20 protein-coding genes are annotated in these 20347 nt (G+C 62.9%); 17 read left to right on the plus strand and 3 right to left on the minus strand.

Annotated elements, in window-relative coordinates; all coding sequences use genetic code 11:
- Positions 1-19: 19 nt before the first annotated feature.
- Genes ACSUZJ_RS07405 through ACSUZJ_RS07430 form a run of 6 tightly spaced genes read left to right on the plus strand, consistent with a single transcriptional unit; the run spans position 20 to position 2460 of the window.
- Entirely contained in the window at positions 20-352 is a 333-nt protein-coding gene (locus tag ACSUZJ_RS07405) for a DUF2190 family protein (protein ID WP_499414753.1), read from the plus strand.
- The gene (locus ACSUZJ_RS07410) at positions 352-657 is read left to right on the plus strand and encodes a head-tail joining protein (RefSeq protein WP_499414755.1); all 306 of its coding nucleotides are present in this window, start codon (positions 352-354) and stop codon (positions 655-657) included. Before ACSUZJ_RS07405 ends, ACSUZJ_RS07410 begins: the two co-directional genes overlap by 1 nt.
- Complete coding sequence (locus tag ACSUZJ_RS07415; protein ID WP_499414757.1) at positions 654-1070, plus strand: hypothetical protein; 417 nt, start codon at positions 654-656, stop codon at positions 1068-1070. The genes ACSUZJ_RS07410 and ACSUZJ_RS07415 overlap by 4 nt, the downstream gene beginning before the upstream one ends.
- A gap of 54 nt (positions 1071-1124) precedes the next feature.
- Entirely contained in the window at positions 1125-1757 is a 633-nt protein-coding gene (locus ACSUZJ_RS07420; RefSeq protein WP_499414759.1) for a phage tail tube protein, read from the plus strand.
- Positions 1758-1759: 2 nt separating this feature from the next.
- Positions 1760-2146 carry a hypothetical protein gene (locus ACSUZJ_RS07425; protein ID WP_499414761.1) on the plus strand — a complete coding sequence of 129 codons (387 nt, stop codon included), beginning with the start codon at positions 1760-1762 and terminating at the stop codon, positions 2144-2146.
- 14 nt (positions 2147-2160) lie between these two features.
- Positions 2161-2460 carry a phage tail assembly protein T gene (locus ACSUZJ_RS07430; RefSeq protein WP_499414762.1) on the plus strand — a complete coding sequence of 100 codons (300 nt, stop codon included), beginning with the start codon at positions 2161-2163 and terminating at the stop codon, positions 2458-2460.
- A gap of 6 nt (positions 2461-2466) precedes the next feature.
- Here the strand turns inward: ACSUZJ_RS07430 and ACSUZJ_RS07435 are convergent, their stop codons facing one another.
- Positions 2467-2883: a hypothetical protein gene (locus ACSUZJ_RS07435; protein WP_499414764.1), complete on the minus strand. Its 417-nt coding sequence runs from the start codon at positions 2881-2883 to the stop codon at positions 2467-2469.
- 50 nt (positions 2884-2933) lie between these two features.
- Here ACSUZJ_RS07435 and ACSUZJ_RS07440 point away from each other — a divergent pair, with 50 nt between their 5' ends.
- The 10 genes from ACSUZJ_RS07440 (at position 2934) to ACSUZJ_RS07485 (ending at position 14252) form a co-directional block, all read left to right on the plus strand.
- On the plus strand, positions 2934-5948 hold the full coding sequence (locus ACSUZJ_RS07440) for a tape measure protein (RefSeq protein ID WP_499414766.1): 3015 nt from the start codon (positions 2934-2936) through the stop codon (positions 5946-5948).
- The gene (locus ACSUZJ_RS07445; protein ID WP_499414768.1) at positions 5945-6835 is read left to right on the plus strand and encodes a hypothetical protein; all 891 of its coding nucleotides are present in this window, start codon (positions 5945-5947) and stop codon (positions 6833-6835) included. The genes ACSUZJ_RS07440 and ACSUZJ_RS07445 overlap by 4 nt, the downstream gene beginning before the upstream one ends.
- The gene (locus tag ACSUZJ_RS07450) at positions 6835-7341 is read left to right on the plus strand and encodes a hypothetical protein (RefSeq protein WP_499414770.1); all 507 of its coding nucleotides are present in this window, start codon (positions 6835-6837) and stop codon (positions 7339-7341) included. Before ACSUZJ_RS07445 ends, ACSUZJ_RS07450 begins: the two co-directional genes overlap by 1 nt.
- Positions 7338-7709 carry a hypothetical protein gene (locus ACSUZJ_RS07455; protein WP_499414771.1) on the plus strand — a complete coding sequence of 124 codons (372 nt, stop codon included), beginning with the start codon at positions 7338-7340 and terminating at the stop codon, positions 7707-7709. The genes ACSUZJ_RS07450 and ACSUZJ_RS07455 overlap by 4 nt, the downstream gene beginning before the upstream one ends.
- Positions 7706-10225: a host specificity factor TipJ family phage tail protein gene (locus tag ACSUZJ_RS07460; protein ID WP_499414773.1), complete on the plus strand. Its 2520-nt coding sequence runs from the start codon at positions 7706-7708 to the stop codon at positions 10223-10225. Before ACSUZJ_RS07455 ends, ACSUZJ_RS07460 begins: the two co-directional genes overlap by 4 nt.
- A 129-nt stretch (positions 10226-10354) precedes the next feature.
- Complete coding sequence (locus ACSUZJ_RS07465) at positions 10355-12424, plus strand: putative phage tail protein (protein WP_499414775.1); 2070 nt, start codon at positions 10355-10357, stop codon at positions 12422-12424.
- Positions 12425-12731: 307 nt separating this feature from the next.
- Complete coding sequence (locus tag ACSUZJ_RS07470; protein ID WP_499414777.1) at positions 12732-13130, plus strand: hypothetical protein; 399 nt, start codon at positions 12732-12734, stop codon at positions 13128-13130.
- Entirely contained in the window at positions 13130-13594 is a 465-nt protein-coding gene (locus tag ACSUZJ_RS07475; RefSeq protein ID WP_499414779.1) for a glycoside hydrolase family 73 protein, read from the plus strand. Before ACSUZJ_RS07470 ends, ACSUZJ_RS07475 begins: the two co-directional genes overlap by 1 nt.
- Entirely contained in the window at positions 13591-14097 is a 507-nt protein-coding gene (locus ACSUZJ_RS07480) for a hypothetical protein (protein WP_499414781.1), read from the plus strand. Before ACSUZJ_RS07475 ends, ACSUZJ_RS07480 begins: the two co-directional genes overlap by 4 nt.
- Positions 14094-14252 carry a hypothetical protein gene (locus tag ACSUZJ_RS07485; protein ID WP_499414783.1) on the plus strand — a complete coding sequence of 53 codons (159 nt, stop codon included), beginning with the start codon at positions 14094-14096 and terminating at the stop codon, positions 14250-14252. The genes ACSUZJ_RS07480 and ACSUZJ_RS07485 overlap by 4 nt, the downstream gene beginning before the upstream one ends.
- A gap of 58 nt (positions 14253-14310) precedes the next feature.
- Here the strand turns inward: ACSUZJ_RS07485 and ACSUZJ_RS07490 are convergent, their stop codons facing one another.
- Positions 14311-14871 (minus strand): hypothetical protein, encoded by a 561-nt coding sequence (locus ACSUZJ_RS07490; protein WP_499414785.1) that lies wholly within the window; start codon positions 14869-14871, stop codon positions 14311-14313.
- A gap of 505 nt (positions 14872-15376) precedes the next feature.
- On the opposite strand from ACSUZJ_RS07490, the gene ACSUZJ_RS07495 reads away from it, so the two are divergent.
- Positions 15377-19537, plus strand: coding sequence for a CheR family methyltransferase (locus ACSUZJ_RS07495; RefSeq protein ID WP_499414787.1), 4161 nt, complete (start codon positions 15377-15379; stop codon positions 19535-19537).
- A gap of 128 nt (positions 19538-19665) precedes the next feature.
- Here ACSUZJ_RS07495 and ACSUZJ_RS07500 read toward each other — a convergent pair whose 3' ends face one another.
- On the minus strand, positions 19666-20304 hold the full coding sequence (locus ACSUZJ_RS07500) for a LysE family translocator (RefSeq protein ID WP_499414789.1): 639 nt from the start codon (positions 20302-20304) through the stop codon (positions 19666-19668).
- Positions 20305-20347 lie beyond the last annotated feature (43 nt).

The following is a 20347-nucleotide window of genomic DNA, read 5'->3' on the forward strand; positions in this document are numbered from 1 at the left end:
CTACTGAAAGAGCTATCGCATGCAAAACTTCATCCAGAAAGGCGGCACGCTGTCGCTGGCCGTCGCAGCCGCAATCAGCGCCGGCCAAGCTATGCTGGTCGGCAAGATCTTCGGCGTGGCCGTCTCGAATGTCGCCGCCGGCGAATCGGGCGAGTTCCAGACCTATGGCGTCTTCGAGCTGCCGGCCCTGTCGACTGACACCGCCGCGCAAGGCGCGATCCTGTACTGGGACAGCACGAACAAGCGGCTGACCACGACTGCGACGGGCAATACGCGCGTCGGCGTGGCCGTCGAGGCCAAGACCGCCGGCGCGGCGACGGTGCAGATCAAGATCGACGCCGTCATCAGCTGATGGGCTTTGGCGCCGATGTTTTCTGGCCGGCCTTCCGGAGCGCCGGCATGCTCGACGTGGCGATCCACCAGCCGCCGCACGGCGTGGCGGTCTCGTTCGATGTCGGCTTCAACCGCCCCGACAAGGTGGTGCTCGACGGCATGGTGCACACCACTGACTACAGCATCGAGTACCAGGTCGCCGATGTCGAGCTCAAGCGCGGCGACGTAGTGCGCATCCTCGGCGTCGACTACAAGGTGCAGCAGACGCCGACCGCCAAGGCGGACGGCAGCTTCTACGTCGCCATCCTGGAGAGGCTGGCATGACGCTACGCGAAACCTACATCGAGGGCCTGATCGGCATGCTGGCCGCCATCCCTGCCTTCCCGGCGGGCGTGCACCGGTCCATGCTGACAGCCTTCCGGCGCGACGAAAGCCCCGCGTTGGTCGTGCACCGAGGTGCCGAGGACGTCGAGAACAGCCTCGGTGACGACACCGAGCGCCGCTGCGAGATCCTCGTCAGCGTCGTCTCCCGCGGCGACACGCCCGACCGCGATGCCGACGAGGTCATGGAGGTTGCCCACCCGGCCATCATGCAGTTCTCGGCACCCGGCCTGGTCCTGATCGAGGAGACCGGCACCAATGCGCCGGTGTTCGCGAACGCTGACGGCCAGGCCTGCATGGTCACGGCGCGCTACAAGATTCACTACTGCACCGACAGGCTCAGCCTCAGCGACTGAACCAGAGCAGTTTCCAACATTGCCGCTTTGCGGCCCCATTCCAAGGAGTTACAGATGAGCGGTATTTCCGCACAAGGCAGCACGCTGCACATCGCCACCGGCACCGGCAGCGCGAAGAACATCAGCGGGATCACGGCGGGCTTTCCCGCGATCGTGACCAGCAATGCCCATGGCTTCAGCAACGGTACCGTGCTGGCGATCGACGGGATCGTCGGCACCATGTCGGTCCTGAATGGCAAGAAACGCGTGATCTCGAACGTGACCCCGAACAGCTACGCGCTGCTGGACGTCGACACCACCGGCCTTACCTATACCTCCGGCGGCAGCGCGGTGCCGGACACCTACACCCAGGTCAAGGGCCTGCAGTCCTTCGACGGCTTCGACGGCGCCGCCGACGAGCTCGACACCACCGACCTCGACTCGACGGCGAAGGAATTCATCTCGGGCATCAAGGACGAGGGCAAGTTCGGCTTCGAGATCAAGGTCCTCAAAACCGACAATGGCCAGATCGCCCTGCGGGCGGCACGCGCGAGCGGCGCCATCACCGGCTTCAAGCTGACCCTGCCGGACGGCAGCGTCGCCACCTTCAGCGCGCTGGTGAAGACCATCCCGACTTCGGGCGCGGTCAACACGGTCATGAAGGGCAAGGTCGATACGCGGATCTCCGGTCCGGTTACCTGGAGCTGATCATGGGCCTGCTCAACAAATCGGCCATCCTCGGCGCCGAAGACCTGAAGCACGAGGACGTGGAAGTGCCGGCCTGGGGCGGCTCGGTGCGTGTGCGCGTCATGACTGGCGCCGAGCGCGACGAGTTCCGCGCAGCCATCGCGTCCGAATCCGGCGGCATCCCCGTCGGCAAGTTCTCGGCCGCGCTGCTGGTGGCCACTTGCATCGACGAGACCGGCGCCCGCCTGTTTACGATGGAAGACATGGAAGCGCTGCAGGAGAAGAGCGCCGCGTCGCTGGACGCACCGGCGGCGGTGGCGATGCGCCTGAATGGCCTGGGCAGTGCGGCCGTGCAGGAGGCCGAAAAAAACTCCGCGAGCGGCCAGAGCGACGATTCTGGTTCCGCCTAGCCAAGGAGCTGGGCATGTCGGTGCGGCAGGCGCAGATGCAGATCTCGTCTGCCGAATTCACCGAATGGCAGGCCTTCTACCAGCTCGAGCCTTTCGGCGACCTCGTGGCGGATATGCGGCATGGGGTGGCAACATCGCTCCATGCGAACCTGAACCGTGATCCGAAGGTGCGGCCTGAGCCTTACCGGCCGGACGATTTCATTCACTGGCGAGAATCCAACGTCCCAGTGGAAACCGAACCCGAATTGCTGGACGATCCGGTCGCACAATCGAATCTCATTCGGGCAAAGATATTCGGCATGCCGCCTCAATGAGTCTTTTCATTGAGCGGCATTTGAAAAGATCGTAGCCCGTCCAGTGATAACGCTCCAACAATTCGAGGTCAAACCAGATTGTTTGTCGAAGCTAATGTCCGCAATCCCATCTGCGCCGCGGGCATAAGCGGTGATTTTTAAATCGATAAGCACAACAGCCTCGGACGGTTCTGTCGTGCCGGCAACTCGGTGGCAGCGTCCAGCATCAATTTCACCGAGGACTTTTGCGCCAGGCGGAATCGAAGGGTACTCAATAACCTTCTGAATTGCGTCTCTCTGATCCGCGAGGCTGACGTACGACTGGTCGTTCCCAATCTTAAGGTTTGACGAGTGGGGGGCGCATCCAGCCAATGCGGCCAGCACGACGGCAACGAGCGAAGAAGTAGTTTTCATGGTTATGAGTGTTGTTAACTGGAAACGCATTCTAGCTCAACTCGAATACCTTGCGCCCTGCGCGCTATTAATGGAAAAACATGGCAAGCCTCGGACAATTGGTTGTAGATTTAGAAGCGAATATCTCCGAATTTCAGCGTGACATGGGGCGCGCGGCCCAGCAAACTGAGCAAACAATGGGCCGAATGGAGCGGGCAAGCGCGCAGACCGACCGTGCCATGCGCAGCCTTCAAACCACGGCAAACTTTGTCTCTGGTGCTGTCACAGGGGTCATGTCTGGGCTTTCCGTACAGAAGCTTGTGGAGTACTCCGACGGATGGACCAGTATCGAAAACCGTATCAAGCTAGTCACCGATTCTAGTCAGCAGCTTGCAGCTGTCCAAGGGAACCTGTTCGATATCGCACAACGCAACAAATCAGGGATAAGCGAAACCACCGCTCTCTATATCCGATTGGCTCAGTCGTCCGATGCGCTCGGCGCATCGCAAAAAGAGATGATCAAGTTTACCGATGGCGTAACGGCAGCGGTGCGCGTCAGCGGTTCCGGCACGGCAGACGCAGCAGGTGCTCTGCAGCAGTTATCGCAGGCGATGTCGAACGCGAAGATCCAAGCTGAGGAATACAACTCGATCAACGACGTCGCGCCAGAAATTCTACGTGCTGTCGCTCGCAATATTCAGGGCGTAGATGGCGATCTCGGCAGGCTCCGCCAGCGGATGCTTGATGGCGAACTGACCTCGAAGGAGTTCTTCTCCGCCTTTTTAAAGGACGTTGACAGTCTGACGGTAAGGTCGCAGGACATGGAGACGACTGTTGCACAAGCATTTACAACACTCAACAATGAAGCAATGAAGTTCGTTGGCGAGTCGAGTAAGGCGAGTGGAGCAGGCCAGGCAATGGCCGGGACCATCACCACAGTCGCAAAGAACCTCGATACGCTGTCAGCAGCTGCCGGCGGGCTCTTGGTGTACAAGGTGAGCGAATGGGCATTGCTCATCGCTTCGTCGCTCCATACCAAGGCAACGGCGCTGATTGCAACGCGCGCGGCGACCATTGCTTCGGCCCAGGCTGATGTGGCTAGCACTGAGGCGCAAGTTGTACAGGCTGCGACAAAGGCTGCACTTATCGCAGAATTGCGCGCTGAGGCGCTGGCTACGTTGGCCCGTACGAATGCAGTCATCCAATCGGCGGCATCGGACGCTGCAAGCACCTTAGCGATGCAATCTCGTGCGGTGGCGATGGCGGAGCTGGCAGCGCTGGGGCGTGCCCAAGCAGTAGCGCAGACGCAGCTGACGGCTGCGACCACTGCAGCAACTGCCGCGCAGGCCGGGCTGAACGCTACGACAATCGCCGGCGCCAGCGCGGCGGGGGTGGCCCGCTCGGCAATAGCATTGCTGGGCGGGCCGATCGGCGCAATCACGACCATCCTCGGCGTGGGTGCGGCGGCGTGGCTGTATTGGGGGAATTCCGCGAAGGAATCTCAAGACAAAGCGAAAGGTGCGGTCGAGAAAAGCACGATCGACATTCTCAACGACCTGGACAACCAGATAAAGAAACTGCGCGAGCGTAATGCCCTGGCTAAAACCAACCCTGAGTTGGCGAAACAGGACAGCGAAGCATCCGGGGCGGCAGCAGCCATTCAAAAGGAGATCGACGAGGCAAATGCCGGCACCGAACGCTATGCAGGGCGGTCTGAGTCAATGCGCGCGCTCGCGGTCATCAATTTGACCGAGCAGCTCGACAGTCTGAAATCGAAACTCCAAGTCATCAATCTGGAAAAAGGGAAATCGAACGCGCTTGACGAAAAGGCGGCTACCGATAAGTGGCTTGCGGAGTACGCGACCAAGGCGGAGAAGCTGGAGGCAAAACTCAAGGAAATACGCGCGACCTTCAAGGATGGCGTCATACCTCCTGAAATAGAAAAACGTGTTCGTGAATCGTTTGCCGATAAGGTGCAGAAGCCCAAAAAGACGGGCGAGAATGATGAGGCGACGGCAATCCAGGAAACGGAGAAGCTGATCGCAAGGCTGCGTGAACAACGAGACACTTATGGATTGGCCGGTGCTGCTTTGCTCGAGTACCAGCTTAATCAAAGCAAGACCCCTGCGGTACTTGCAGAAAAGGCTGTTGCGATCCAGCAGGACATCGACAAGATGGATGCCGCAACCCAGGCGCAAAACGCGCTCGCCGAAGCGCAAAAGAAGGCGCAAGAGGAGGCGTTTCAAGCTCAGGCGAGGAATGCGAGTGATGTTGAGCAAATCCGACAGAGCTTGATGACCGATGTCCAGTTCGAGCAGGCGCAGCATCAAACCCGCCTTGACCAGTTGCGCACGTTCCATGATGCGCGGCTCGAGAACGTCACTCAGGCAAACGCATTGATCGAAGCCGAGAACCAGCGTCACGCTCAGGTGCAGGCCGATATGCAGCTGTCGGCGGCGCAGAACCTGCTCAACATTGCGCAGTCGTCCGCTGGACAGCTGTATGACGCACTCAAGGCTGCAGGAATGGAACAGACGGCGCTTGGCAAGGCGATGTTCTGGGCGCAGAAAGCAATCCAGGTAGCGACCATCATCGTGAACACCGAAGTCGCTGCTGCTGCAGCACAGGCTGGCATGATCGCGGCGGCTGGTGCGACAGCGGCAGTGTCTGGCCCGGCAGGCCCTGCGATTCTCGCGGCCGGCATTGCCGCCGGCGCCGCCTATGCCACGGCAACGCGCGTGATGGGTTACGCCACGGCAGGCATCGTCGCTGGCACGGCCATCGCATCAGCCGAAGGCGGTTACGACATCCCGGCCGGCGTGAATCCGGTGACCCAGCTGCACGAGAAGGAAATGGTGCTGCCGAAGGCGCAGGCCGAGGTCATCCGCGGCCTGGCCGCCAACGGCGGCGCAGCTGGTGGCGGCAATATGAAACTGACGATCGTGAACCAGACCACCGGGCGAATCGACAGCGTGGTCGAGCAGCGCATCAGTGCGACCGAGCGCGCCCTGATCATCCAGGAATCGGTTGCGGCCACCGCCGCCCAGTTCGGCGATCCGAACAGCAAGGTCTCGCGTGGCCTGGCCCGCAACTTCAATGTGCCGAGGACACGATGACAATTCCGATTATGCCGCTGGGCCTCGTGCCCGGCGTCTCGGCCTATTCCGGTACCGGCCCGGGCGGCGTCATCCGGACGGAAGTTGCCGGCGGCGCCGCGCGCTACCGCCTGGACTGGGCGCGCGGGCGCGACCGTTTCGACGTGCGCATGAACCTGAACCGGGAGCTGTTTTCCATCTGGTCGGCGTTCTACCACCACATCATCAAGAAGGGCGCGCTGCCGTTCGAGATGCGGCTCGACAGCGGGCTGGGCGTGTCGCCGCACCGGGTCAACCTGGTTCCCGACTCATACGAGGCGGCGATGGTCTCCGGCGAGTATTCGGTCGGGTTTGCCGTCGAGTGCGACAACGCCGCCTACCGGCTCAGCGCCGACGAGGTCGCAGCCTACGGCCTGAGCGCGGACGCGATGCCGGCCGGCTTCGTGCCGGCGATCTCGGCCTACAGCTTCGGTGGGCCGGGCGGCGTGATGCGCGACGACGTCAGCGGCGGTGTGGCAGGCAATGGCCTCGAGTGGGACCGCGGGCCGCAGCAGTTCTCATGCACGCTGGTCTTGCCTCCCGAGAAGTTCGCGATCTGGACGGTCTGGTACCACCGCGTCATCAACAAGGGCGCGCGCACCTTCGACATGCGCCTCGACAGCGGCTCCGGGGCCGATGTCCACGCGGCGACCATTATCCCCGGCAGCTACTCGACGTCGCGCACTGGCGGCACCGCAACCGTTGTCTCGTTCATCGTCGAGGCCGAAAGTAAGGCGTACTCGTTCACGGCGGCCGATGCGCAGGCAATGATCGATCTGCACAACATGATGGGTGGCGTGTCGACCAGCGAACTGCTGGCTCGTATTGCGCGATTCAGCACGGCCGATACAAACGTACTGGAGTTCTAATGAGCCTTGACCTGGAAGCACGGCTGCGGGTCTTCCTCGCGTCGGCGCCGCAGCGCATCTGGCCGATCCAGACGCTGCAGATCAGCCACTCGGCGCTGAGCAAGACCTACCACCTGTGGCGCGAGCCCTACCCGGGGCAGACTCGCGTCGACGGCGTACTGGTCGATATGGAGCCCTGCAACATCGAGATCAAGCTGGCCGGCAGCGAGGGCCACCTCGACCAGAAGTTCGATATCAGGCTCGGTTTGGTCGACATCGAGGACGAGTTCCGCGAGCAGTTGGACCGGATCCCGGTTGCCACCGCCGAGAAAATCCGCGTGGTCTACCGCGAATTCCTGAGCGACGACCTGGACGAAGCGCAGGCCACGGCGGTGCTGCAGGCCGAGAGCATCTCGTATGTGATCGGCGCGGCGCACATCAGCGCCGTGTCGCCGCGGCTGAACATGTCGCGCACCGGGGAGCTCTACGCTCCCAAGGAAATACCCATGTTGCGAGGATTTCTATGAATGTGAACGATTACCTGGGGCGGCAGTACCCGTCGCCTCCGTGCTGGACGCTGATTGCAGACGTCTACACAAACGAGCTCGCGGACACCGTCACCGACTACAAGACCGTGAACGCTTCGATCCGCGCGATCGCGAGCGCCTTCCGCATCGCGCTGCACAAGTCCGCGCACGGTTTTGCGCAGATCGACGAGCCGGTCGACTACTGCGTGGTCCTGCTGGGCAAGACCATGCGCACTGGCCTGCACCATTGCGGCATCTACTACCAGGGCCGGGTGCTGCACATGCTCGACAGCGGCGGGCAGTACCAGGAGATGTCGGTGATCCGCGATGCCTACGAACTGGTCGAGTTCTGGAGGAAGCCGGCATGACGCGGATCCGACTGTACGAGCATCCGTTCGCGCCGGTCGCGCCGCGCGTATTCGAGGCGTCGAGCCTGGCCCAGTGGCTGCTCGACCACTACGGCGAGGCGCCGGCGGTCACCGTCCAGATCTTCGCGGGCGAGCCCTGCGCAGCGAATGAGATCAGCCAGGACGTGAAGACGATCCTCGCCGGTGACGCTCCGGAGTATGTGATCCTGCAGAGCCCCGGCGACGCGACGACCATCTTCTACGTAGTAATGGCGGTGGTGGCGGTTGCGGCTGTGATCTTGATGCCGAAGCCGGTTATGCCGGGAAATGTCAATCGCACGCAGCAGAGCCCGAACAACGCGCTCACCAGCCGCGAGAACAAGGTGCGTCTGCTCGAGCGGGTCGAAGACATCTACGGCACGGTCAAGGCCATTCCGTCATTGATGATGCCGACCTACACCAAGTACATCGGCAACAAGAAATTCGAGTACGGCTACTACTGCGTCGGCCGCGGCTACTACGACATCAGCGAATTGCGTGACGGCGACACCCTGATCGCCGATATCGCCGGCGCGAGCGCTTCGGTGTACGCGCCGTTCACGTCGCCGAACAGTGGCCATCCGCCGCAGCTGCAGGTCGGTGACGGCATCATCGATGGCGTCCTCACGGTGTCGCGTGCGATCGAGGTCGATGGGATCACGCTGCGTGCAGATAACCAGGTGCAGCTGGCCGCAAGCGGGACTTACAACTTCAATGGCGAAGAAGGAATAATTACGCAGGTTGAGAAAAAGCCGAACTTCAATGCTGTTCTTCAGCCAGGCGACAGCATCGTGATCTCCGGTTCAGTGTCCGGCTCCAATACGTTCAATTACAACGGGACCTTTGAAGTCGCGGACGTTGGAGACGGCTATGTCGTGGTCAGCAAGCAGTGGACAAAATCAGCGTCCGGCGTGCACGCCACCATCTCTTTGGCGTCCGAAGCGACCGATACAAATACTGACTGGGTCACGTTGCCTGCTGTCGACCGCACGCAGGTGTGGTGCAACGTCGTTGCACCGAACGGACTGTTCAAGGACAACGGCGGGAAGATGACCGCTACGGTCGCGTTCAAGGTCGAGATCGAGCGGCTCACGCAGGACCTGGTACCGACCGGACAGGTCGAGATCGCCAGCGGCGCGCTGAGCGGCGCTACCACGGAGGAGTATGCGGACACGATCGAGCACTCGACCGCGTGGGTCGGCCCGGCCCGGGTCAGGATGCGTCGATTGACGCCGTACGATTTCGACTTCGAGGGAACCGTGCAGGACGAGATCAAGTGGGGCGACCTGTATAGCGCAAGCCCGGTCGCCAAGACGGAGTTCGGCAACAAGACGACGATCCACACGGTCACGCAGGCGACGTCGCGCGCGACCGCGGTGAAGTCGCGGCAGCTGAACTGCATCGCCTCGCGCAAACTGCCGGTATTCGACGGGAAAGTGTTCTCTGGCTCGTTCGATGCGACAGGGCGGCATGCGCTCGGCGCGATCGCGCCCACGTCGAGGCTGATCGACATCATCGCGGCCGTGTCGGCCGACCCGAAGATCGGTGGCCGGGATCTGGGCCTCGAGGTGGACATTGCACAGATCTGGGGCGTGCAGCAGCAGCTCGACGCCTGGCACCCCGAGTGCGGCCGGTTCAACTACACGTTCGACTCGGACAGCATGAGCTATGAGGAAACGATCGTCAGCATCGCCAACGCGGGCTTCTGCATCGCCTACCGGCAGAACGGCAAGATCCGTCTTGCGCTCGACCGCGCGCAACCGGCCAGCACGGCGCTGTTCACGCACCGCAACAAGAAGCCGCGGGCCGAGACCATCACGCGCCGGTTCGCGAACGATGCCGAGTATGACGGGGTCGAGTTCGTGTACGTCGATCCCGATTCGCACCAGTCGGAAACGATCACGCTGCCGCTCGATGGCCACTACACCAAAGCGAAGAAATTCGAGATCGCCGGCATCCGCTCGTTCGCGCAGGCCTGGTACCGCGCCAACCGGGAGTATTACAAGCTGCTCGGCCAGCGCATCACGATCGAGACCACGACGACGCCCGATGCGCGCTCGCTGCTGCCGAACGCGCGCATCGACGTGGTCGACAACACCCGGTTCAGATCCTATGACGGCGAGGTGGTAGGGCAGGACGGGCTGACGCTGACGCTGAGCCAGGATGTCGCATTCGCGCCTGGCGCGCCGCACAGTATCCTGTTCATGCGCCGGGACGGCTCGTTGCAGAGCATCGGCTGCACCGCCGGCGCCGCGCCCAACCAGGTCGTCCTGCAGCAGCTGCCGAGCGAGGCGATCGTCACGCGGCAGGGCGTCGACGGGATCCGGACGATCTACAGCTTCGCAGCCGATAGCGCGCGTGGGGCGATGGCGTATATGGTGCAGGAGATCGATCTGTCGGATGAGCAGTACGCGACGATCAAGGCGGTCAACTACAGCGATTCGTATTACCAGGCGGATGGCATGCCAGTACCGAGCAAGGCGGCAATCATCCAGTAAGTCCGGGCGCCGGTAAGCCTGCCTGGGCACTTCGTACATCAGACGCCGCGGCCCGGCCGAAGCGTCTCAACATTGAACAACAATCCAAAGCGCCTCTGGCGCTTTTTTCGTTTTCGGACAGGAAGCTGAATGGCGGCCCTAAATATCCATGACCTAAATAACGGCAAGAAGGACCTCGACCATATTGCAGAGGTCGCAACGTCGAACGCGCCGACGACGGTGGACCGGCTTGGCAATACAAAGCGCACGATCGCCGGGCTGATCTCGAGCGCGGCATCGGCTGTTCAGGCCACAGCTGACGGCCTCCTCGGGTCTCTGGTTGCGAAAATCGAAGCGGCGGCGAATACGGTTCTGAGCAGCCTGGGCTATGCACCGCCAGTGGATTACGTGGCTGGCATCAAGCTGACAACGAGGACGCAGACGGTTGAGTATGGTGGACACGTCTATGCGCCGAAAGCGGCTGAGCTGCCATTTACGACTAGCGGGACTTTTGAGGTAGCGAAATTCCGGTTGATCGAAGGGGTGGTTGGGGCGGATCTTGCGGACTCAAGTGGGGCGTCACTGGTGGGCAATGGAGGCGAGACGGTGGCGCAGTCCCTCGACGCCCTGCAACTGCCGGACTACGCAGCCCTGCGCGCCTACAGAGGGCCGCGCAAGAGCGTGTATGTGACCGGCGTGCTGGGCACGGCTGCGCCTTCCGGTATTGCGGGCATGTTTGTGCGCGATGACGCGGACACGGCGACTGCGGACAATGGCGGCACATGCTTTGTGACGGTGGCGGGCAAGCGATTCAAGCGCGCCGGGTGGGAAAAACTTCGCGTTTCGATGTTCGGATTTAAAGATAACGACGACATCACATCAGCCCTAAACAATATCATCCTGCCCCTGGCGCAGCACAAAGAGCCGGTAGTGATCGACGGGCGTTACAAAATCTCGGGAACGGCCGCCGCGCCAGCGATCACGCTGCGCGAAGGGATGCAACTGGTTAGCGATTACTGGCAGTATAGCAACCCGACCCCGGCAAAGACTGGCGTCCTTCTGTACGAAGGCACAGGCATTGCGATCAAGGTGGAAAACACGGTCCCAGCATCGTCGCCGTATGCAGTCGTGATCGACAATATTCTAGTGCGCGACGTGCTCGGAACCGGAACCATTGGCCTGTTTGCCGATGCCCTCATCGCGTCGCGGATCAACATGACGACTTACGGCTTCGACGAAGGTATTCAGGTGACGACTGGTGTGTATTACGGAAGCCTGAATGCGCGCGTTCGAGAGTATCGCTCGCACGGCGTGAGGTTGTCCGGCAATGTGAATTTTGCCGAAATTGACCTGCAACTAAATTCCACCAATACCGCGATTGTCGCTGGTTTTTCGATTGGCACCGATGCCGCCGCGCTCGCCGCCAACTCGTTCCAGCCGCGCGTCCGTGTGAGTTGCGAGCAGTACAGCGGGCGGCACTTCAATATCCGCCTTGTCCGTGGAGGTGAAATCCGGCTGTACGCCGAAAGCCCCGGCCTTGATGCGAACTACTCCAGTATCGGCGTAACGGTATCGCGCGTGCAGTACACCGACATCCTGATGTACATGTCCGCAAAATCGTCATCCGATGCCGTATATGTGGATAACACCATTGATACGAAAATTGCTGGCAACGTTAAAACCAAGGGCACGCGCTCGCTGAACGTCACGAATACCTGCTGCGGGGTTGATATTGCGGAATTCGGCGGCGGGCCGACCCTTGCATCCGACTTTACAACCGGCAGGCGTGCGGGCGGCAAGACCGATGGCAATTTCACGCGCGAAGCATGGGGCCGCAAAACCCTGCTGCCGATGTATGGCTCATACCCTGCCGGTAGCGTGCTGCGGTTTACCAATCCGGCCATCGAAGGCACGGCGGGGAGTCAGTACATTGAGGGTTCGCGCGCCGTGACCGTCGGCGGCAACTTCGGAACACTTGCCGGGGTAACGGCGAGCGGTGCGGCTGGCGCAACGTCAATGACGATAGATGCTGGCGTTGCATCGCTCGTAACGGGCGACCACATTGCCATTGCGGGCGAGTCGGGCGCGTTCATCATCACCGATATTTACGATGGCAATCAGGTGCGATTGAGTAAGCCGCTAGTGAATACGTTTTCCGGCGCTGCCGTGAGCTATTACGCGCCTACCACCGTGCCATTGCGCGCGCTGACCGGAACCTAACCCATGACCATTGCCATTCCCTACACCGCAGAGCCGACAGCGCCTGCGGCTGGTCCATAGGAAAAGCCCGCCCAGCTGGGCACATGGCAAGCCGAAGAATGGTCGCAACGATCATTTTGACGGCTTCCCATGACTACCGGAATCTACGCCACTAGCCGGCGCAACGGGCGAGGCGAAGAGCTAAGTCCGCAAGGAATGCACGAGCATTTGGTGCAATGTCATTCCTGCATCGCATTACCTGTCCACAGAAGAAGCCGCCGTGAGGCGGGTTTTTATTGGTCGCATGGCCAGCACAACCCGAAACAAAATGATGAAAGTCCAAAAAATGAGCGAACCAATCTCCGGCACCGCTGCCGGCGTAGCAGGCTGGAAAATTATCGGCGGCCTCGCCGGCATGGGCGCGATCGGCGCCGGCCTGGCCTCTTTCGTAGTCATGAACATGACCAGGCCTAAGTCCGATCAAGAATGGCGCGTCGCGTTGATCTGCACCCTCGTTGGCTCGATCGGTGGCGGCGCCGCGCTGGTGCGCTACCTCGGCATCCAGCATTGGGTCGATGATGTATTCGGTATGGTGGCCATGCTCCTCATGGTTTTTGGTTGCGGCTTGCCGGCCTGGGCACTAGTCCGGGCTCTGTTCCTGTTCCTCGAGAAGCGCAAGGACGCCGACTTGGCCGAGATCGTGAACGACGTGAAGGAGATGGTCTGATGCCGCCGACCGCCTTTCTCGCCATGCTCGTGCCGGCTGCGCAAGCCTGCCAGCGCTCCACCGGCATCCCGGCTAGCTTCACCCTGGCTCAGGCCGCGCTCGAGTCCGGTTGGGGCGCCCGCGCACCAGGTAACAACCTGTTCGGCGTGAAGGCCGACAAGTCCTGGAAGGGACCGACTATCAACGTCCCCACGCACGAGGTGATCGGCGGTCGACGCGTGGCCATGACCTGCAAGTTTCGCGCATACCCCAGCATGGCCGACTCGATCGTCGACCGCGCCAATTTCTTCCGGCAAAACAAGCGCTATGCCGGCTGCTTCACGGAGACCACTGGCGAGGGCTGGGCGCGTGCTGTAGCGGCGGCGGGTTATGCCACCGACCCGAACTATGCCGCGAGCCTCATCGCCGTCATGCGCGGCCGGAACATGGCCCAGTACGACGTCCTGCCGAGGGCTGCAGCATGAGCGTTCTCGACAGGCAGCTCGGGGCGGTGATCCTGGCCTTGGTCCTGCTGCTGGCCGCGGGCTTCTGGTTCTGTCATTACGGGGCCGAGCAGTACCAGCAGGGCTATGACGCCGCAGTTCGAGATGGCAAGGAACAGCGCGAGCGCGCTGCGGAGGCGTCTCGCAAAATCGAAACACACCTGCGCGCGCAGCTGCGCGCCCAGGACGCAGATGCATTGGAAAGGGAAGAGGAATATGAAGCGAACCTTGCGGCTGCTCAGCGCCGCGTGCGCGCTGGCGTTGACCGCCTGCGCTGCCCCGTCGGGCCAGTACCAGCCAGCGCCGTGCCCGGTGATCGACCCGCTGCCGGCGGACTTGAGGCTGACGGACCAGGACCGGCAATTGTGCCGGAGGTTGCTGGGGAGATTCTCGGCGACGGAGCAGCAATTGCAGGACTCGTGCGGCGATACGCCAGGCTCGAGCAGCGCTTCGACGAGTGCGAAGCCCTGAGAGCGAGGCAGTGATGGACTTCCACCTCGCTACGCCAGATGGCGACGTGTACCTGTTCAGCTACGAGAATGGCCGGATCGTCGACGCGCTGGCGCCGCCGCAGGAGGCCGACGCGCCCGACCAGCACCTTCCGCACGATCACCTGCAGGAGACCTTCACCGTGACCTGACCAGGGGGCCGGCGTGCGCTCCTCCAGTTCGCAGTGCGTCACGCCCAGAAGGCCTTTGCTATTTAGGTGATTTCTGAGTAGCTGGCAACCTCGTGTTCTTATACCTGATATGGTGGGTTTTGAAGGATGTGTCCAAGACAAGAACACGTGGCCATATATCCGTAAGTTTCAGGCCGAAGAGTTCCGACGTGTAATGGATATGTGGCCCTTCGTCCCAATGGTTTTTAAATCGCCCTCGGTCCCGTTGGTCGAAGTAGAACAGATGCCAATGGCGATAGTCAGGGGTGTAAAGAAGGTGGGCGGCAAAGGCGCGCTGAGATTGAAACGCTTGAAACAACTTGTTGGCGAATTTTTGCGCCGGGGGCTCTAGTCGGCCAACACCATTGTTTTTGAGTGCAGCAGCGTCGTGTTCATTCGGCATAGCCCCCGGCGGTATGTACCGCTCGAAATGGTTCGCGTAGAGGTAGGGTGCGAGCGCGCCATGTTGAGCTCCTAAGATCAAAGCAACGAAGTCCTCCGACTGTATCGTCATAGCGTTAGCCCGGCGGATAAACTCTTTCTTCGACGTGCATTGGAGCAAGTTCAGCAGATTCCTGAACTGCTCACTAGGGTAGCGCATGGCGTAACCTTTGGCGTAACTTTCTTGATTTCCTCATACTCTCCATAGGAGAAAATACTAATGCATCATTGGTGTGACTTTTTCCGCCGGGCTGCTCTTGACGGCGGCGGCGTTGATGTCGGATGAAACGGTGGTCATGTCGGTCGTGTTCGGTGAGGCAGGGAGCATGCGATGCCAAGACCGTCATTTTAACCGCATCGGCTGGGCTGGAGCTGTCGGGATGCCAAGCCCGGCCGCAAAGCCGTTGTGCGTCAGCGAGTCGGCCTGTTCAGCGCCACCCTTTCCGCATCCAGCAGCGCTTGGAGTGTTCATGCGGCCCGCGAGGTGTCCATCGTGGACGACGGCGTCGAGGCGCTTGACAGCGCCAGGCGGCTGTGGCGGCGCGGGAATAGCTTTTCCGCAGCCATCTTTTTCCTGGTCAAATCGCCATATTTTTTTCACAATGTGGCCAAAAAATGGCACTCTTCGTCTAGACTCGTGACTTCCCCATTCTGATGCCATGACGATGTACGATCCCGCGAACGCGCCCAGCACGCCTCCCACCGAGCCCGACATCGTCCCGGGCAGCCTGGACTTCCCGGTCGTCGGCATCGGCGCGTCGGCCGGCGGACTGCCGGCGCTGATCCAGTTCTTCGAGAACATGCCGGCGAACAACGACATGGCTTTCGTGGTCATCCTGCACCTGTCGCCGTCGCATCCGAGTTCGGCCGCGGAGATCCTGCAACGCGCCACGCGCATGCCGGTCATCCAGGTGACGTCGAAAGTGCAGATCGAGCGCAACCACGTGTACGTGATCGCCCCGAACCACCATATGTCGATGATGGACGGCCTGCTGCTGGTCGACGAGATCGAACGTCCGCGCGGCAAGCACGTCGCCATCGACATGTTCTTCCGCACCCTGGCCGAGGTGCACCGCGAGCGCGCGGTGGCGATCGTGCTTTCCGGGACCGGCGCCGACGGCGCCGTCGGCCTGACCCGCGTGAAGGAGCAGGGCGGGGTGACGCTGGTCCAGTCCCCCGGCGACGCCGAACACGACGGCATGCCGAGCGCGGCGATCCGCACCGGCGCGGTCGACTTCGTGCTGCCCGTGGTGGACATGCCGCAGAAGCTGGTCGAACTGTGGAACAACGCGCGCATCATCGAGCTGCCGCCGCCCGGCGACGGCGAGGCGCCGATCGCCCATGTCATCGACGGCGAGGCCGGCGCCAGCGCCGAGGACGCGCTGCACGACATCATCTCCCGCCTGCTTAGCCATACCGGGCACGACTTCCGCCACTACAAGCGCGCCACCGTGCTGCGCCGCATCGAGCGGCGCCTGCAGGTGCGCGGGGTGCAGTCGCTGCCCCAGTACCGCGACCTGCTCGAAACCGACCCCGGCGAGAACAAGCTCCTGCTCGACGACATGCTGATCGGGGTAACCAATTTCTTCCGCGACCGCGAAGCCTTCGAGGCGCTCGAGCGCGAGATCCTGCCCGAGCTGTTCAAGGACAAGGGGCCGACCGACGAGGTGCGCGCCTGGGTGGCGGCCTGCTCCACCGGCGAAGAAGCCTATTCGATGGCGATGCTGATGGCCGACCAGGCCGCGCTGATGGAGCATCCACCGCAGTTCCAGATGTTCGCCTCCGACATCGACGACCACGCCATCGACGCCGCGCGTTCCGGCAACTACCCGGCATCGATCATCACCGACGTCACGCCGGCGCGCCTGCGCCAGTACTTCAACAAGGAAGACGACCGCTACCGCATCCGCAAGTCGCTGCGCGACCGCATCCTGTTCGCCTCGCACAACCTGCTGCGCGACCCGCCGTTCTCGCGCCTCGACCTGATCTCCTGCCGCAACCTGCTGATCTACCTGAACCGCGACGTCCAGGTGCGGGTGCTGCAGACCTTCCATTTCGCGCTGAAGCCGGGCGGCTACCTGTTCCTGGGCAGCTCGGAATCGGCCGATTCAGTGTCCGACTACTTCATTCCGGTCGACAAGAAGAACCGCATCTACCGCGCGCGCGGCGGCGGCCGCCCGGTGCACTACCAGAGTCCGGCCTCGGCCCTGTACGGCGCCCGCCTGCCGGAGGTGAGCCGCGTCAAGCTGCCCGGCAAGCGCCAATTCTCCTACGCCGAACTGCACCAGCGCGCGCTGGCGCAGTACGCGCCGCCCTCGGCCGTCGTCGACCGCGAGGGCAACATCGTGCACATGTCCGAGGAGGCAGGCCGCTTCCTGCGCCTGGCCGGCGGTGAGCCCTCGCGCAGCCTGCTGGCGCTGGTCCTGCCCGAGCTGCGCCTGGAACTGCGCTCGGCGATGTACCAGGCTACCCAGAGCGAAGCCAGCGTCGAATGCCGCCCGATCGAGCTGGCCGAACACAAGGATATCGGCACGGTCGCGATGACGGTGCGCCCTTTCCGCGACGCGGAGGCCGAGACCGACTTCCTGCTGGTGGTGTTCAACCGCTTCGAGCAGGCCCAGGACAAGGCCGCGCCGCCGCGCCCGGACGGCAGCCACGACGTGGTGCTGGCCCAGCTCGAGGCCGAGTTGCAGCGCAAGCGCGAACAGTTGCAGGAAACGATAGAGAGCGCGGAGATATCGACCGAGGAGCTGCGCGCCTCGAACGAGGAACTGCAGGCGATCAACGAGGAACTGCGCTCGGCCACCGAGGAACTGGAAACCAGCAAGGAAGAGCTGCAGTCGGTGAACGAGGAACTGGTCACCGTCAACTACGAGCTGAAGGTGAAGGTCGAGGAAACCGGCAAGGCCAACGACGACCTGAACAACCTGATCGCCTCGACCGACATCGCCACCATTTTTGTGGACAGCGGCCTGCGCATCAAGCGCTTCACGCCGCGCGCGGCCGACCTGTTCTCGATCATCGCCTCGGACGTCGGGCGTTCGCTGCTCGACCTGACCCACAAGCTCGACTACGACGAGCTGGCCGAGGACGTCAGCGCCACCTTCGACACCCTGCGCCAGGTGGAGCGCGAAGTGCGCAGCAACGACGGCCGCTACTACATCGTGCGCCTGCTGCCCTACCGCACCAACGAGGACCGCATCGAAGGCGCGGTGATGACCTTCTTCGACATCACGGCGCGCCGCCAGGCCGAGGAGCAGGCGCGTGCCAGCGAGGCGCGCATGCGCATGGTGGCCGAGAGCGCCAACGACTACGCCATCATCACGATGGACGAGGAGGGGCGCGCCACCAGCTGGAACAAGGGCGCGGAACAGCTGTTCGGCTATACCGAGCAGGAAATGCTGGGCCAGGTGTTCGACCGCCTGTTCCTGCCCGAGGACCGCGAAGCCGGCGTGCCGCTCGATGAGCTGCGGCGCGCGCGCGAGGACGGCCGCGCCGAGGACGAGCGCTGGCACCTGCGCAAGGACGGCAGCCGCTTCTTCTGCAGCGGCGTGACCACGCCGCTGCGCAATGGCGACATGCATGGCTACGCCAAGATCGCGCGCGACGTCACCGCCCGCGAGCGCCAGGAACAGGCGCGCGAGCATGCGTCGATGGCGCGCGAACAGGCGGTGCGCTCCAGCGCCGAAAGCGCGGCGGCGCTGAAGGACGAATTCCTGGCCGTGATGGCCCACGAGCTGCGCCATCCGCTGAACATGATCAACATTAACGTCGAACTGCTGGCGCGCATGCCGGAACTGCGCCACTCGCCTACTTTTCTCCGCGCCGCCTCGATCATCCGCAACTCGGTGATGAGCCAGGCCAAGATCATCGACGACCTGATGGACATGTCGCGCGTGCGCACCGGCAAGCTGTCGCTGACGATGGCGCCGGTGCTGCCCGAGATGGTGGTGCGCGGCATCGTCGAGGTGATGCGCGCCGACCCGGCCACGCAGGACATCGCCATCGAACTGTCCGGCGAGGCCGAGGGCCTGTACGTGATGGGCGACGCCGTGCGCCTCGAGCAGGTGCTGATGAACCTGCTGAGCAATGCGCTCAAGTTCACGCCCAAGGGCGGGCGCGTCGAGGTGCATCTCGGCCGCGAGGAAAACCAGGTGCGCGTCGACGTCGTCGACAACGGCCAGGGCATCGCGCCATCCTTCCTGCCGCACGTGTTCGACATGTACGGCCAGAGCATGGCGGTGACCACACGCAGCAAGGGCGGGCTGGGCATCGGGCTGGCGCTGGTGCGCGAGATCGTCGCCCTGCACGGCGGACGCATCGAAGCCTGCTCGGAAGGCGTCGGCAAGGGCGCGCGCTTCAGCTTCTGGCTGCCCCTGCTGGACCGCAATAACGCAGCGCTGCCCGGGGAGGGCGGCAGGGGCGAGGACAGCATGGCCGGGCTGCGCATCCTGGTGGTCGACGACATGGAAGAGATGCTCCTCATCTTCAAGTCGCTGCTGGAAACCAGCGGGGCGGTCGTGTTCGAGGCGACCAGCGCGGCGAAGGGCCTGGAGATCCTGGAGCGCGAACAGGTCGACCTGCTCATTTCTGACATCTCGATGCCGGAGATCGACGGCTACGAGTTCCTGCGCCGCGTGCGCCGCAACCCGAAGCTGGCCCGGCTGCCGGCCATCGCCATCAGCGGCATGCGCCGCGACAGCGACATCGCCAATGCGCGCGCCGCCGGCTACTCGGCCCACCTCGGCAAGCCGGTGTCGGTCGAACGGCTTGCCGCCATCGTGCACGACCTGCTGCCGCGCCGCGAGACCAGCGAGAGCAAGTAAGGCGTAGCGCTCCCGCCCGGGCAGCCGTGGCGGGCAGCGTCCGCCCGGCCGGCGCCCTGTCCGCCTTTGACGGCATGGACGTGCATGGGTGCTGCTCGGCCTGGGACTGCGCGCGCTGCGCAAGCGTCCTAGCGCGATACGATGAGCTTCACGCCCAGTGCGACGAACACGGTGCCGGCGATACGGTCGAGCCACTTGCCGGCGCCGGGCTTGCGATTGAGCCAGGCGCCGATCGCGCCGGCAAAATAGCCGAGCAGGCCGAACAGGATCGCCGCCTGGATGGTGAAGGTCACGCCCAGGGCCAGCATCTGGCCCGGCACCTGGCCATTGGCGGGAATCACGAACTGCGGCAGCAGGGACAGGAAGAACAGGACCACTTTCGGGTTGATGGCGTTCGCGACCAGGCCCTTGGTGAAGAGGCTGCGCAGCGACTGCGGCGCTTGCACCCCGTCGGCGCTGTTGTTGCTGCCATTGCTGCCGCCCTGGCTGCGCAGCGCGTTCCAGCCCAGCCAGACCAGGTAGAGCCCGCCGCCCACGCGCAGCGCCGTGAAGGCGACCGGCGAAGCCGCGATCAGCGCGCTCACCCCGAGCACGGCCAGCAGCGTGTGGCTCAGGCAGCCAAGCGCGCAGCCCAGGCCGAACACCATGCCCTGTTTGCGTCCCTTGGACATGCCCAGGCCCAACACCATCAGGTTGTCGGGGCCGGGGGAGGCGGTGATCAGGACGGCGGCGAGCAGGAAGCCCAGGAATTGTTCGGGTGCGAGCATGATGGTATTTGTAGGGTGGGCGCCCCGTGCCCACGCGTGAAGT

Source organism: Telluria sp. B2, assembly GCF_051789535.1.
GTDB lineage: Bacteria > Pseudomonadota > Gammaproteobacteria > Burkholderiales > Burkholderiaceae_D > Telluria.